Source organism: Mycobacteriales bacterium, from assembly GCA_035504215.1.
Classification (GTDB): domain Bacteria; phylum Actinomycetota; class Actinomycetes; order JAFAQI01; family JAFAQI01; genus DATAUK01.
The window spans coordinates 44,017-58,150 of record DATJSI010000043.1 but is presented as its reverse complement, the minus strand read 5'-3'; the positions used below and the strand labels follow the sequence as shown (position 1 = coordinate 58,150).

Genomic DNA, 14,134 nt, shown 5'->3' with positions numbered 1-14,134 from the left:
CACCACCTCGCGCCGAACGGGACTGCGGGGTTTGTGCTCGCCAACGGTTCGCTGTCGTCAAAGCAGTCCGGCGAGGGCGAGATCCGCCGGAAGCTGGTCGAGGCCGATCTCGTCGACTGCATCGTCTCGCTGCCAGAGAAGCTGTTTCTCAACACTGGCATCCCAGTCTGCCTGTGGTTCGTCTCGAAGAACAGACATGGCAATGGCCGCCGGCAGCGCCGCGGCGAGGTGCTCTTCATCGACGCCCGCCAGCTCGGCCGCATGGAAACCCGGACGCTTCGAGTCCTCGACGCGGAGGACATCGCCAAGATCGCCGGCACCTACCACGCGTGGCGCTCAACTGCGCCCGAGCCGCCGTACTCGGATGTCTCCGGCTTCGCTAGAGCGGCCGCAGTTGATGAGATCACGGAGCATGACTTCGTCTTAACACCCGGTCGATACGTGGGCCAGGCGCAAGCGGAGGACGACGGAGAACCGATTGACGACAAGATCACGCGCCTGACCGGGGCGCTGTATGCCGAGTTCGACGAGGGGCGTCGCCTCGAAGATGAGGTGCGGGCTCGGCTCGGCAGCATCCTGTGGTGAGTGGGCTCGGGATCGCGTTGCCTGACTGGCCTGTCGAGCCGCTAGGGAGCGTGCTCGTATCGCCGGAGGACCTGACGTACGGCATTGTCCAGCCCGGACCAGCCGTAGCCGGAGGCATTCCAATAGTGCGGGTATCGAACGTTCAGGACGGGCGGATCGATACCGCGGATCCGCTGTTCGTCGATCCTGCGGTTGAGGCAGCGTATTCGCGGTCCCGGCTGACCGGCGGCGAGCTCCTGATCACACTCGTAGGTACGGCAGGCGAGGTAGCGATCGCGCCTGGATCGCTAACGGGATGGAACACTGCGCGGGCGATTGGCGTAGCGCGCATACGGCCACAGATCGGCGCTCAGTGGGTCGCGCTCTGTCTCAGGTCCCGCGAGGCGAAGGCTCGAATCGCGTCGCGGTTGAACACAACCGTGCAACCGACGCTAAACCTCAAGGACCTCCGTGAAGTGCCGATCCCACTCCCGCCCGATCTCGTGCGGCGCGGGATAGCCGCAACGTTGGGGGCGCTGGACGACAAGATCGACTCCAACCGTCGGGTAATCACGACCGCTCGGCAACTCGCGCGGCAGCACTACTTGGCCGGCTTGGCCGACGCCACGGTGTTGGGGGTTGTCGCGGAGTCGTCGACCTTCCTAAATCGGCAACGAGTGCCACTGTCGGCCAAGCAGAGGTCGGAGATGCCCGGCACGGTGCCGTATTACGGCGCGACGGGGGTCTTCGGCCACGTCGCCGAGCCAATTTTCGACCAGGTGCTGGTGTTGGTTGGCGAGGACGGCAGTGTCGTGAATCCAGATGGATCACCTGTCGTCCAGTACATCTGGGGCCCATCTTGGGTCAACAACCACGCCCATGTCCTCGTCGGGCGACAGATATCCACTGAACTTCTGATGGTCGCGCTCGAAGACACGGACGTACGGCCCATCGTCACGGGAGCGGTCCAAGCGAAGATCAGCATGAGCAACCTCAAGGCGCACCAAATTCGGCTGCCCGCCGCGCACCAGCTCGAAAGGGTCGAGTCAGCCTTGGCAAGCCTGTTTGCAGTCGTCCGGGCGCGGACTGACGAAATTGGAACTCTTACATCGTTGCGCGACATCCTGCTGCCCGAGTTGTTGTCAGGGCGCATTCGAGTACCAGAGGCGCGCGAAGCCTTTGCCGAGAGCGGCTGAGCGATCCAGCGTTCGGCTGCGAGTGATCTTGCCGGCGCGCCACCATGACCGCGTGTCCTTATTGACCCTGCGACGACGGCGGCGAGTGCCTGTGCAGCGCGCTGCGACTCCGGTGCGGGTCGTTGACTTCTCGGCGCTGAACTACCGGCATCGGCTCGAGATCCGTGGCGAGTCGTTCCACCTCTCGGCCCTTCGCCAACTTCAGCGGCAGAGCGACAGCTGGCCCGCGCGATTGGTGCGCGAGCCGCACAACCAGTACGACCGCAACGCCATCGCCGTACACATCAGGGGTCGAATCGTCGGCCATGTCGCGCGTGAGCAGGCTGCGGAACTAGCGAGCACGCTGGATGCCTGGGGAGGCCAAGGCGTCATGGTCGAGTTCGACGCCACGCTCTGCGGCGGCACTCGCGACAAGCCGAACATCGGCGTCTTCATCAACAATTGAGATCGTGCATGCGTTTCTGCATGCAGAACAGTAGACTCGGCTCATGACCACGACCGTGCGGGTGTCCGAGCAGACACGAGCCAGGGCTGCGGCGCTCGCGGCCGAGCGGGGCAGTTCGATCGGCGACGTGGTCGACGCCGCACTCGAAGCCCTAGAGAAAGAGGAGTTCTGGCGCCAAACTCGCCAAGCCCTCGCGGCGCACGCGGAGGCCGGCGAGGCCGATCCATTGTGGGAGCGGACGGCGGCCGACGGTCTCGATCGTGACTGAAGCACGCCGCGGCGAAGTGTGGCGAGTCGACCTCGGCAATCCGATTGGACATGAGCAAGGCTTCGAGCGACCCGCGCTTGTCGTGTCCTCCGACCAGTGGAATCGCCATGCCTCGACATTGACAGTGCTTCCACTGACCAAGACCAAGCACGACTTTCCCACTCGTGTGGAGATCGAGCCAGACGCGGCTAACGGCCTGAAAGTGACCTCATACGCGCGGGTCGAGGACATCCGATCGATCAGTGACCGGCGGCTCGTACGCCGTGATGGGTTCGTCGGCCTCGAGGTGATGTCAGCCGTGTCGCGGACGATCCGGCTGTTCCTCGATGTCTGACCGCGCCACGGCCGACCCTGGACACGTCGTCTCGATGACGTACGCGCGTACGCACATGCACGAACTGATTCGCGCGATCGAGTCCGGCGAGACTGTCGCGCTGAGCCGGCGCGGCAAGGTCGTCGCCTTCCTGCGACCGCCCACCGCTGTCCGAAAGCTCGCGCCGTGAGTCCATCCGGGATCACCGAGGCGGTCGTCGAGGACGCGGCGCTGGACTACCTGCGCGGCCTCGGCTACCAGACGCAGCCGGGACCAGTGATCGCCGAGGACGGCAACGCACCCGAACGCGAGTCCTACGAGCAGGTCGTGCTGCTCGGCCGGCTCCGCGAGGCGGCGGCGCGAATCAACCCGGAACTGCCCGCTGCGGTGATCGACGACGCGATCAAGGCGCTGCTGCGGCCGGAGTCGCAGAACCCACTCGCGGAGAACGAGCGGTTCCACCGGCTGCTGGTCGACGGCGTACCGGTGGAGCATCGCGGCGCGGACGCGTTGATCCGGACGTCGCTGGTGTGGCTGATCTCGTGGGAAGACCCGGCGGCGAACGACTGGCTGGCGGTCAACCAGTTCACGGTGATCGAGGCCGGCCGCAACCGCCGGCCCGATGTTGTGGTCTTCGTCAACGGACTGCCGCTCGCCCTGCTGGAGCTGAAGAACCCCGGCGATGAGAACGCGACGCTGCGCGGCGCGTGGAACCAGATCCAGACCTACCGCCACGACATCCCGTCGATCTTCGTCCCGAACGCGGTGACGGTCGTCTCGGACGGGACCTCGGCGTCGATGGGGTCGTTCACCGCCGGCTGGGAACACTACGCGCCGTGGAAGACGATCGACGGCCGCGAGGTGATCACGAACCGGCCTGCGCTCGAAGTCTTGATGCGCGGTGTGTTTGATCAGCGCCGGTTCCTCGACCTGACACGGTCATTCATCGCGTTCTCCGACGAGCCGGGCGGGCTGGTGAAGCGGCTCGCGAAATACCACCAGTACTGGGCGGTCAACGCCGCCGTCGAGTCGACGATCGAGGCGGCCGGCCCGGACGGTGACCGACGCGGCGGCGTGGTCTGGCACACCCAGGGGTCGGGCAAGTCGTTCGAGATGCTGCTGTACGCCGCGAAGATCATGCGCTCTGCGGCGATGGGCAACCCGACGCTGGTGTTCATCACCGACCGCAACGACCTCGACGACCAGCTGTTCGGTGAGGTCTTCGCGCCGGCACGAGTGCTGCCGGAGGCACCGCGGCGGGCGGAGTCACGTGCCGAGGTGCGCGAGCTGCTGTCGCGTGCGGCGGGCGGCATCATCTTCACCACGATCCAGAAGTTCGCGCCCGAGGAACGCGGCGACATCCACCCCGTCCTGACCGATCGTCGCAACGTCGTGGTCGTCGCGGATGAGGCGCATCGCTCGCAGTATGGGTTCGCGGATGGCTACGCGAAGCATTTGCGTGATGCGCTGCCGAATGCGACGTACCTCGGGTTCACCGGCACCCCGATCGAGTCCGGCGACCGCTCGACCCGCAGCGTGTTCGGCGACTACATCGACGTCTACGACCTGACGCGAGCGGTCGAGGACGGTGCGACGGTCCGGATCTTCTACGAGTCGCGTCTGGCGAAGGTGTCGCTGCCCGACGACGCGCGAGAGGCAGTTGACGCCGGAGTCGAGGAGATCATCGAAGGCGCCTCCGAGGACGACGCACGTGCGGCGACATCGAAGTGGGCGCGGCTTGAGGCGATTGTCGGCGCGGACGACCGGCTCGACGTCGTTGCAGCGGACATCGTTGAGCACTGGGAACGGCGCCGGGGCGAGCTGTTCGGCAAGGCGATGATCGTCGTGATGAGCCGCCGGATCGCGGTCGAGCTCTACGCCAAGATCGTGGAGCTTCAGCCGGACTGGCACGACGAGGACCCGGCCGCCGGGGCGATCAAGGTCGTGATGACCGGCTCGGCCGCGGACCCGCCGGCGTACCAGCCGCACCTGCACGGCAAGGACGTGCGCAAGCAGCTCAAGGCGCGGGCGAAGGACCCGGACGACCCGCTGGAGCTGGTGATCGTCAGGGACATGTGGCTCACCGGGTTCGACGCGCCTGCCGTGCACACGATGTACGTCGACAAGCCGATGCAGGGCGCCGGTCTGATGCAGGCGATCGCGCGGGTCAACCGCACCTTCCGCGACAAGCCGGGCGGCCTAATCGTCGACTACATCGGCGTGGCGACCAGCTTGCGAGCCGCGTTGCGCGAGTACTCCCCCAGCGATCGCGACCAGGCTGGAGTGCCGATCGACGAGATGGTCTCGGTCATGCTCGAGAAGCACGACGTCATCCGGACGCTGCTGCACGGCTGCGCTTTCAACTCCTCACCCGCCTTGCCGGCGGCTGAGCGACTCGCGCAGCATGCGGTCGTCCTCGACTTCGTGATGGCCGACCCGGACCGCAAGACCCGGTACCTCGATCAGGTGCTCGCGCTCGCGAAGGCGTTCGCGCTGTGCGGCAGCCGAGACGAGGCGCTGGCGATCCGCAACGACGTGCGGCTGTTCGCCGACGTCCGCGCGGCGATCCTCAAGATCGAGAACCCCGACTCGGGTCGAGCCGGCGCCGGTGGCGACGTCGCGATGGAGACCGCGATCGGCCAGCTCGTCAACGAGGCCGTCACCGCGGAAGACGACGTCGTCGACGTCTACGCGATGGCGGGGATCGAGACGCCAGAGCTGTCGATCCTGTCGGACGAGTTCCTTGACGGTCTCGCGCACAAGGACAAGCCGAACCTGCAGATGGGCCTGCTGCGCAAGCTGCTCAACGACCAGATCTCGACTGTCCAGCGGACGAACCTCGTGCAGGCCCGGCTGTTCTCCGCGCAACTCGACGAGGCGATCAACCGCTACACGAACCGTGCCCTGACGACTGCCGAGATCATCGCCGAGCTGGTGAAGCTCGCGAAACAAATGCGCGACCAGCAGCACCGCCATGAGCAACTCGGCCTGTCAGTAGCCGAGGCCGCGCTCTACGACGCGATCGTCCAGAACGACGCCGCAGTCCTTGAGATGGGCGACGACACCCTCAAGAAGATTGCGGTCGACCTCGTCTTCGCGGTCCAGCAGAGCGTCACGATCGACTGGAACCTCAAGGAGTCGGTCCGTGCGACGATGCGCGCCAAGATCCGCCGTCTGCTCGCGAAGTACGACTACCCACCCGACCACGAAGAGCGCGCGATCGAGCTGGTGTTGGAGCAGGCAGAACTATTCGCCGCGTCCACAAATTAGCTGGGGAGGTCGCGGGGAATTTTGGCTCGATCGAGCACCCCGTCAGGATTGTCAAGTCTCGGGATCGGTGACCGGTCGACCGCACTCTCCGACGACGTCGTACATCCACAACCTTTCGATGCAGAGGCTACCCATCTCGCGTTGTCGGCTGCATTCTGCGAACGTTCACACGCGAAGTGATGGCTTCCGGGTGCATTCATCGCGGGTGGGTGATCTGTCGCCAGCGACATACCCGCGAGAAATCACACTGGCGCGGGAGATCGCGGCGTACTGTGCGCCGCGTGGCCGAGGTGTATAAGGATGACGAGGGGTCGATCACAGGCCCGCCTGATTCCACCGCGGGCGTAGAGCCCGTTCAGGTGAACCCGGTGACTCTTGCTTTAGTGTTTGCTAAAGTCAGTCGAGACGTGGTGTACAGAGGTAGCGGAAGGGCCATCCATGACGCCGCAGAGTGCGCCGTACGTGCTGATCGTTCCTCGCCGGCGCGCGAGTACATCACAGCGATGCGGAACGGGGCGCGTCGCGACGACCCGGGCTACCAACCACCAAAGGACCAGGACCAAATCCACGACTATGCCTATCTTCTGAAGAAGATCCAACACGTCGTTGAGTTCGGCGAGCCGTCTACTCGGACGGATGTGAACGATCTTGACGACGGCGTGTGGGAGTTCAAGCACAGCAATCGCCGCCTCAGCTACTGGGATACCCCAGGTGACGGCACGTTTACACCGAAGCCTCGTGTCAAGGATTTCAACAGCACGACTCCAGGCAAGTTCCATCCCGACGACAAATGGTGGTATCCCGAGATGGACGCAGTTCTCCGCCTCGGCTGTGCATGGGAGAAGGATGACGACCTTGCGCCACCCGAGAAGGTTCAGGAAGCGTTGAAGATTCGCGAGGAAGACGCCGCGCATGACAGACCTTGAGCACTCGCCTCGCTCTGGCCGCACGCCCCGCCGACGTAGCGACGGCGCGGTCAGCAATGCCGAGCCGTCGATGTTCGACGAGTACGCCAGTACCCCGGCTGGGTTGCAGGAGCTCGCAGCCGCCGAACTTGCCATTACAGTGTCGGGCGTTTTGAAGAAGACGTTCGCTGCCAGCGGCATGACGGCATCGGCGGTCGCGGATGAGCTTGGCGTGTCTGAGAGCGCGGTTTCGCAGGTCCTCAACGGCGATGGCAACCTTCGCATTGCCACAATCGGCCGGTATACGCGAGCGATGGGCTACCAATCGTGCCTGGCCGTTCATCCGGTAGAACCGGGTCGCGCGCACGTCGAGTGCTGTTGGCAGCGCAGAGAGCTCAGTCGAGAGCCCATTATCTGGCACATGGTTTATCCGGCGAGTGGTCAACCACTCGTTGTCGAGTCGAGCGTCGTCGGCATGACGCCCGGCCGACTGGTTGTTGAGTCTGTTTTTCAGCCGGCGAATGACGCAGACGTGAGCGCTGCCTTCGAGGTCGGAGGAGCGGCCGTGGAGAGACCAGTCGGGCTGTTCACCGCAGAGGCGATTAACAGTCCGATGTGGGAGGTCGTCCGCGGTGCCTAACTACGCAGAACCGCTCGTGCCGTTCTCGGCTGAGGAGTACAACGCCTTCATCCATGGGAGCCAACTCCTTGGAATCGACACCACGAACCTGCACGCCGATCGGCTGCGTCCCGGAGCCGCACCGACCACTAGTTACGAGCTTGAATCGAACTTCTCGGTAGTCGACAAGAGTCTGTTTCTCCGCTTCGAGTGCACCGCGACCCTGAAAGGCGATGATGGCGAGCCAGTTGCTCACGTCCGAGTCGCTATGGTCCTTGCCTTCAGTTTCGTGGGGCCTGAACCGAGTGTGGCGGTCGTCCAGCGCTTCACCGAGAACGTCGGCTTGATGATGATCACGCCGAACCTGCGTGAGGCAATCCATTCGACCGCGCTGAGGCTCGGCTATACCGGCGTGACCCTCCCGATCATGAAGGCCAACCTGGACGTTGCGATCGAGCCTGTCGAGGCGAATAACTAGCGCCATTTTGCGACACCCACCACAGTGAAGGCTGAATCGCTCCCACATCATTTGCCGGACCTGACCACTCGGTTTCAGCTAGCGGTCGCGCCGGCGACGCGGCGACCAAGGGACACTCTCAGAGCGCTCCCAGAACATCCAGAGAACATCCAGCCGTCGACCGCTGAAGCGAAACCGCAGGTCAGACGCGCATCGCCGGCGCCCTGCGACTGTATTACGACATCTGATGGGCGAGCTGACGGCAATTCCAACGACCAGTGCTTAGACCTTGGAGGGCTCGGCCTTCCACGAGTGGCCGTTGAAGTACTCGAGGTGGGTTCGTCGGGCCATGTCGGTCTTGTTCAGGTAGCTGCCGGCGGCGTAGGCGTGTTTCCTGGACGCGGCGCTGATCGCGCTCAGGGTGTCGCCGCTCTTGAGGGTTTGCTCAACCGTCCAAACCCCCCCGGCTGTATGCAGGATCTCAGGTTCGCTGCCGTTGTGGATGCCGACTGTCCACGCCGACCGACCATGCATCGTGAGCCCTTCCAGCTGATCTGGGTGTTTGGCCTTCTTGGTCAACGTCGCGGCAGACCAGGTCGTGCCGTTGAACCGCTGGATGACCGGTGCATAGGTGGTGGTGTCGAACCCGGCCGCATAAGGCAACGTGGGTGAGCTGGTCGCGAGCGCGCGTCCTCGCCGCGAGCTGCCTCCTAGGTACGCCGACCGCTTCTGCAGCGTTTTGCTGACACCGGTGCAACGCATAGCTAGGTTGAGCCGGCTGGAAATGGGTCATGGGGCGACGCGTCGACCGGGCGCGCCCAGCGGAAGGTTCATGCGCATGCGGCCTTTGTCGACCACCTAGCCTGGCAAGCCAGGGCCACCGACGGTTGCCGACCAGCGCCATCGGGTAGACCGAGCATCGTGCAGCGGATGCCGAGCCCGTCCAAGGCGGAACGTAACCAGCGCCGGAAACTGAGCTACGTTCCGGTCTGGCCGATCATCGCCATGATCCTCATTGTCGTTGCGGTCGCGATTGTCGCCTCGCGCTGATCCTTCGGGGGCACCGGGAGCGAACTCGAACAAGCCGGACGTCAGGCAGTCGGGGGTTTCTTGATCAGGTAAGCGTGGGAGAGCACACTGCGCCTGTGCAGATGGCGTGGGAGCACGTCCAGGAGCCATACGACCGCCTGATCGCCGACAAGACGGTTGTCCACTACCGTCACGAAACCGTTGGTGTCGGGCACGCGGTCGAAACCGGCTCAAGCCGCACCCTCTGCAATGTCCAGATCGCGAATGACTACCGGGAACCATGGCCTGGAACAGGGCGGGCCTGCGGGATCTGCGCCGACATCGTCAGACGACGATCGAGGGTGGGTAGCTAGGACTCTGTGCCAACACTCCTGCCAGATTCGTCATGCTGGGCACAGGCGCTGACGATGGCCAGAGGCTTCCAGCACTGCTTGATTGAGCCAGCACTTCAAAGAACGCCTGCTACGGTCGCTGCGACGCGTGCTCGCTGAGGATCCCTACTGCTATCGCGGTCCGATCGAGCTCGAGTTCGGCCCCGAGTCGGGTGAGGAGTTTGGAGGCGGCTGGCTCACCAAGGTTGTGGCGAGCCATCAGTAGTCCTTCGGCTCGCCCAATCAACTGCCGCGCCGTGAGTGCTTCCCGCAGCAACGCGATCTCTCGTTCAAGGCCCTCGGTGTGAACCCGGGCTCTCTGCCGCTCGGCCGCCGCTCTGAGCCGGTCCGCTGCGCTGCGCGCTCGATCATCACCCGCGTCCGCCCGGTCACCCGCGGCGAGATCACGGTCCTCACCTGCCGTGACCCGGTCGGACCAGCCCGGGTCGAGGTCTTGAAACCGGCGGCGCGCGTCACGGTCGCGTTCCGAGCCGTAGACGTCGCGAGCGAAACCAGCGGTGTCCCGATAGCTCGCAGCGTTGTCGTACGCGTCGGCCAGAGCGTCGCGGTCAGCGGCCAGCTTCTCGTGCTCTTCCGCGAATGCTCGCCGCTCCTCGGGACTCAGCTCCGCCTCTTGAGTTGCGGATTCCCGGTCAGCGAGGTCCGACTCTGCCGCCGTCAGGCGCGCCAGCCATGCATCTAATTCGCCTGATTCGGACACTCCGCAAACGTAGCAATCCGTCCGATAGCGGGAGACGGATTCCTGAGAATCTCGGAGGCGGATGACCCGGCTGTCGGGCACGAGAACGGTCGCATCGGGGTCCTCCGTCGCCGACGCGACCCCTCACAGGCAAGAGAGCGCCCCCGACGTAACCGAGACCCGGCAGCACGGTCTTGGCGCATCGGGGGCAAGCTATTTCAGGCCGCCGGCCGCGCCATTTGGCGGGGGTAGCAGTGCAATCGGGCTATAGAGCGTGCCGTCCTCCTGCCGATGTTGGTGGCATGCATGGACGTCGCTGGGCGCCGACAGCGTGCGCGGTGCTCGTCACCGCGTTCGTCGCTGACATCGTCCTGCGCCCGCGTGGCGTCTCCTTCACCCGGGGTGTCGATGACATCGCCCAGATGGTCGCAGCCGGTGTGGCAGCAGCTGCCGGGGCCTGGCGAGCGCATCGAGCCGCTCGCCGCTACCGGAGGTCATGGGCGCTGTTCGCCGCGGGCTGCGCAGCATGGGCGGGCGGAGAGGCCATCTGGTGCTACTACGAACTTCTGGTTGGTCGCGAGACGCCCTTCCCATCCCTAGCGGATGCGGGGTTCCTGCTCTTCCCCGTGCTCGCGCTCGCTGGTCTGTTGACCCGCCCGTCGGCCGCCTTCACGGGTCAAGGCAGGGTCCGGGTCGGCTTGGACGCCGCGCTGGTATCCGCCTCGTTGTTCTTGATCACTTGGATCACCGCGCTCGGCGAGGTGTACCGCGAGGGCGCAGACACCCGGTTCGCGGCGGTGGTGTCGCTGGCCTACCCAGTCAGTGACCTTGTCCTTGTCACCGTCGCGGTCGTGGTCATCAGCTACGCGCGGACTGGTCATCGGGCTGGCCTCGTCACCACCGTCGCGGGCCTTACCTTCCTGTCGGTTGCCGACAGCGGCTTCGCCTATCTCACCGCGATCGGGCATTACGGCGCGGTCAACCTCATCGACACGGGATGGGTCGCGGGATTCCTGGTGATCGCGGTCGCGGCCGTCGTCGACGACACGGTCCAGGATGACGCCGTCACGGCGCTCGCGCCGCGCACGGCACTGTTGCTGCCCTATCTGCCCGCGACCGCGGCGATCGCGATCGTGTTGAACCAGGTGTCTACTAGGAAGCTCGATCCCACCACCGCGTGGGCCGCGGCTCTGCTCGCGGTCGCGCTGGTTAGTCGTCAGGTGCTTGTTCTGCTTGACAACCGCACCCTCATGAACCGCATCAGCCACCAGGCGCTTCACGACGTGCTGACCGGCTTGGCCAACCGTGCCCTGTTCAATGACCGTCTCGCCCATGCCCTCGAGTTGCACAGACGAGACGGCCGAACTGTCTCTGTTTTGCTGGTCGACCTCGACGACTTCAAGACGGTTAACGACACCCTCGGACACCCGTGCGGGGACGAGTTGCTCGTGCGCGTCAGCGAGCGTATCTGCACAACCGTTCGAACAGGCGATACGGTCGCGCGCCTCGGCGGCGATGAGTTCGCGATCTTGATCGAGGAAGGCGAGGCAACGCTGGAGACTGCGCAGCGCCTCCTGCACAGCCTCGACCAGCCGATCGCGATCGCGGGTCTTCAGCTGTCCGTTCGGGCGAGCATCGGCGTCGCGACCCTCACATCAGCCGAGGCACCCGTCGATGCGACGGACATGCTCAGACGCGCCGACCTCGCAATGTACGCGGCGAAGCACGCCGGCAAAGGCACGGCGGTGCCTTACTCTGCCGCGCTCGCGAGCAAGATCGCTCATCCCGGCGCGTTGCGCGCGTCATAACCCACAGCCGGTAGCGGCAGCTCATTTGCAGGGCCGTCAACTGGCCAGAGGCGTCGATCCCGTTCGGCTTCCGCCACCCGGACGATCTGAAGTCCTGACTGCTTCTCGATGACCACCGCCCGCGGCGCGCAAAGGCAAGTACTGCAGAACCGACGTTCGCGTTGGTCCAGGACTAGCAAGGTTCGACGAGTTCGTAGAGATGACCGTCCGGTGCCGTGAAGTGCACATAGCGGTTGAGATCGTTGGTCACGATCTCGTCGGTGTAGATGCCGTGGTCTCGGAGGTCTGAAATCGCGGCGTCGAGGTCATCGACGAGGAAGCCAATGGCTCGAGCGGATGGCCCCATCGTGTCCGGTGCCGCAACGGCGAACAGGCTGCCGTCGGCCAAGCAGAACAGGTCGGCTTCTACCCCGGTGATCTCAGCGCGCTCGACGCCGAGTACAGACACCATGAATTCGGTCATCTGTTCGCGCTGGGGGGTTGATGTCCCAGCGAATGACAGTCCGATGATGTGCATGATTCAGGCTAGGACCAGACCTGCTGGAACTGAAGGGGTAAGGCTGCCGGCGTGCGCCCCGACCGCCACCGCATGGCCCGCTGGCGGTCGGGGAGCTGGTGCTCGCCAGTCCCCACCGTCAGCCGAGTACCTAGCTCGGACGATAGAGCCGATCCGGGCCCCTAAGCGACGGTTGCTCGTCTGACGGTCCACCTCTGGGTCACCCCGCTGATCAACGCCTCACCGGCGGTTCGCGGCTACTACCAGCAGCGGCGGGAGGCGGGCGACCGGTACGGAACCGCGAGCCGCAAGCGCGACCGCAATACCTGCGGATACTGCAAGCGTGTCTCGCGAGCGACATCAACTACGCGGAGCGCGTGCCCGCAGCCGGCGAGTCCACCCCACCCTCAGCCAACAAGGCGGCGGCTACCGCGACGTCGTGAAGGACGGTGCGGTCCCGGCCGGTGGTCTTCGCCACGTACAGGGCGTTGTCGGCGTCGCGGTAGGTGTCGATCGGGGAGCGGCCCGCGGCCTGCAGCGCGACGCCAGCACTCAGGGTGCTCAGCGGCCCGGTCGCCCGCCAGCCGCGGATCAGCCGGTCGACCGAGTCGAACGCCTGCCCAAGCGTCACCCCGTGCAGGATCACCATGAACTCCTCGCCGCCCATCCGAGCGATCCCGTCCTCGCTTCGCACCATGGCCCGCAGATAGTCACCGAGCTGCTGCAGGACCACGTCGCCGCGGGCGTGCCCGTACTGGTCGTTGATCGCCTTGAAATGGTCAAGGTCGAGCAACGCCAACGCGTCACCCGGTTCGATCCCGTCCAAGATCTGGTTACCGAACCGGCGGTTACCGAGCTGGGTCAGGTCATCGGTCAGGTTCGCCTTAGCTAGCGCATCCACCGCGCGTTGCTGCTCGCGCGCCAGCGCCCGCGACCGCGCGACGTTCGCTGCGATCACCTCGCCGGCCAAGACTGCGACCGGGATCACCAGCATCGCCGAGCCGACGGCACCGGTCGTGCGGGGTGCACCGAACCCGTACGGCGCCAGGTAGGCCGCTGCCGCGAACGGGCTCGCCAGCAGGCAGATCCCCCGCGGATACCACGAACCGATCCACAAGAAGATCAGCACGAACCAGATTCCCAAGGTCGGTGCGGGTAGCGCGCCCGCGGCGTTGTTCAACCCGATCACGACCATCCCGAAAGCCGGGAAGACCAGCGCCCGGTAGCCGGTCACTCGGTTGGACAGCCGGGTCAATGCGAGCAGGCCCACGATCAGGTTCAACGCATCCAGGAACTTGTTCCCTGGCCCGACCGCGCCCGGCATGAAGTCGGTGATCAACCCGATCGCGCCAGCCGCGATGAACAGCACCGCTGCCTGGCGGACCGCACGCCGATCCGACGACACCGCCGGGTCGTCGTGCCGTCGGTTCCGCCACCAGGTGGGGATCCCCATCCGGTCTGTATCGGCAACAGGCGCGGCCGACCTGACCTCTCAACCGGGCACGCCGCCAGTAGTGGCGGAGGCGCGCGGGGTGCCTCTGCCGCCCACGGCCGTAGGTGGTGTGCCCCACCTGCGCCCAGCCGAGCCACGCAGCCTGTGTATCCCCAGTTCAGCGCCAAATCTCGCGCTGTATTACGACCTCTGATTGAGCGCGCGTCTCTGGCTGCTGCTTCAGTTCGAACGGCCGCAGAC

The 14,134-nt window shown here is 65.2% G+C and carries 16 protein-coding genes; 12 read left to right on the top strand and 4 right to left on the bottom strand.

Annotated elements, in window-relative coordinates; genetic code table 11:
- From VME70_05215 to VME70_05170, 10 genes are all read left to right on the top strand, one after another.
- On the top strand, nucleotides 1-585 hold a 585-nt coding region (locus VME70_05215; GenBank protein HTW19601.1), incomplete at its 5' end, for an N-6 DNA methylase.
- Nucleotides 582-1,760, top strand: coding sequence for a restriction endonuclease subunit S (locus tag VME70_05210; GenBank protein HTW19600.1), 1,179 nt, complete (start codon nucleotides 582-584; stop codon nucleotides 1,758-1,760). The genes VME70_05215 and VME70_05210, both read left to right, overlap by 4 nt.
- 91 nt (nucleotides 1,761-1,851) lie before the next feature.
- A complete protein-coding gene (locus VME70_05205) occupies nucleotides 1,852-2,205 on the top strand; it encodes an HIRAN domain-containing protein (GenBank protein ID HTW19599.1) in 354 nt (117 codons plus the stop codon).
- 43 nt (nucleotides 2,206-2,248) lie between these two features.
- The gene (locus tag VME70_05200) at nucleotides 2,249-2,473 is read left to right on the top strand and encodes a hypothetical protein (GenBank protein ID HTW19598.1); all 225 of its coding nucleotides are present in this window, start codon (nucleotides 2,249-2,251) and stop codon (nucleotides 2,471-2,473) included.
- Nucleotides 2,466-2,807, top strand: a complete 342-nt coding sequence (locus VME70_05195) for a type II toxin-antitoxin system PemK/MazF family toxin (GenBank protein ID HTW19597.1) — start codon at nucleotides 2,466-2,468, stop codon at nucleotides 2,805-2,807. Before VME70_05200 ends, VME70_05195 begins: the two co-directional genes overlap by 8 nt.
- On the top strand, nucleotides 2,800-2,976 hold the full coding sequence (locus tag VME70_05190; protein ID HTW19596.1) for a hypothetical protein: 177 nt from the start codon (nucleotides 2,800-2,802) through the stop codon (nucleotides 2,974-2,976). The genes VME70_05195 and VME70_05190 overlap by 8 nt, the downstream gene beginning before the upstream one ends.
- Nucleotides 2,973-6,056, top strand: a complete 3,084-nt coding sequence (locus VME70_05185; GenBank protein HTW19595.1) for a type I restriction endonuclease subunit R — start codon at nucleotides 2,973-2,975, stop codon at nucleotides 6,054-6,056. Before VME70_05190 ends, VME70_05185 begins: the two co-directional genes overlap by 4 nt.
- 281 nt (nucleotides 6,057-6,337) lie before the next feature.
- A complete protein-coding gene (locus tag VME70_05180) occupies nucleotides 6,338-6,982 on the top strand; it encodes a hypothetical protein (protein ID HTW19594.1) in 645 nt (214 codons plus the stop codon).
- 70 nt (nucleotides 6,983-7,052) lie between these two features.
- A complete protein-coding gene (locus tag VME70_05175) occupies nucleotides 7,053-7,601 on the top strand; it encodes a helix-turn-helix transcriptional regulator (GenBank protein HTW19593.1) in 549 nt (182 codons plus the stop codon).
- Complete coding sequence (locus VME70_05170; protein HTW19592.1) at nucleotides 7,594-8,058, top strand: hypothetical protein; 465 nt, start codon at nucleotides 7,594-7,596, stop codon at nucleotides 8,056-8,058. The genes VME70_05175 and VME70_05170 overlap by 8 nt, the downstream gene beginning before the upstream one ends.
- Nucleotides 8,059-8,319: 261 nt before the next feature.
- Here VME70_05170 and VME70_05165 read toward each other — a convergent pair whose 3' ends face one another.
- Nucleotides 8,320-8,799, bottom strand: a complete 480-nt coding sequence (locus VME70_05165; GenBank protein HTW19591.1) for a hypothetical protein — start codon at nucleotides 8,797-8,799, stop codon at nucleotides 8,320-8,322.
- A 159-nt stretch (nucleotides 8,800-8,958) separates the two neighbouring features.
- Here VME70_05165 and VME70_05160 point away from each other — a divergent pair, with 159 nt between their 5' ends.
- The gene (locus VME70_05160) at nucleotides 8,959-9,087 is read left to right on the top strand and encodes a hypothetical protein (protein ID HTW19590.1); all 129 of its coding nucleotides are present in this window, start codon (nucleotides 8,959-8,961) and stop codon (nucleotides 9,085-9,087) included.
- Nucleotides 9,088-9,528: 441 nt separating this feature from the next.
- Here the strand turns inward: VME70_05160 and VME70_05155 are convergent, their stop codons facing one another.
- A complete protein-coding gene (locus VME70_05155; protein ID HTW19589.1) occupies nucleotides 9,529-10,239 on the bottom strand; it encodes an ANTAR domain-containing protein in 711 nt (236 codons plus the stop codon).
- A 596-nt stretch (nucleotides 10,240-10,835) separates the two neighbouring features.
- Here VME70_05155 and VME70_05150 point away from each other — a divergent pair.
- Nucleotides 10,836-11,945 (top strand): GGDEF domain-containing protein, encoded by a 1,110-nt coding sequence (locus VME70_05150; GenBank protein ID HTW19588.1) that lies wholly within the window; start codon nucleotides 10,836-10,838, stop codon nucleotides 11,943-11,945.
- A gap of 172 nt (nucleotides 11,946-12,117) precedes the next feature.
- Here the strand turns inward: VME70_05150 and VME70_05145 are convergent, their stop codons facing one another.
- Together VME70_05145 and VME70_05140 are read right to left on the bottom strand one after the other, a co-directional pair.
- Nucleotides 12,118-12,462: a VOC family protein gene (locus tag VME70_05145; GenBank protein HTW19587.1), complete on the bottom strand. Its 345-nt coding sequence runs from the start codon at nucleotides 12,460-12,462 to the stop codon at nucleotides 12,118-12,120.
- Between the two features lie 343 nt (nucleotides 12,463-12,805).
- Nucleotides 12,806-13,846, bottom strand: a complete 1,041-nt coding sequence (locus VME70_05140) for a GGDEF domain-containing protein (GenBank protein ID HTW19586.1) — start codon at nucleotides 13,844-13,846, stop codon at nucleotides 12,806-12,808.
- Nucleotides 13,847-14,134: the final 288 nt, after the last annotated feature.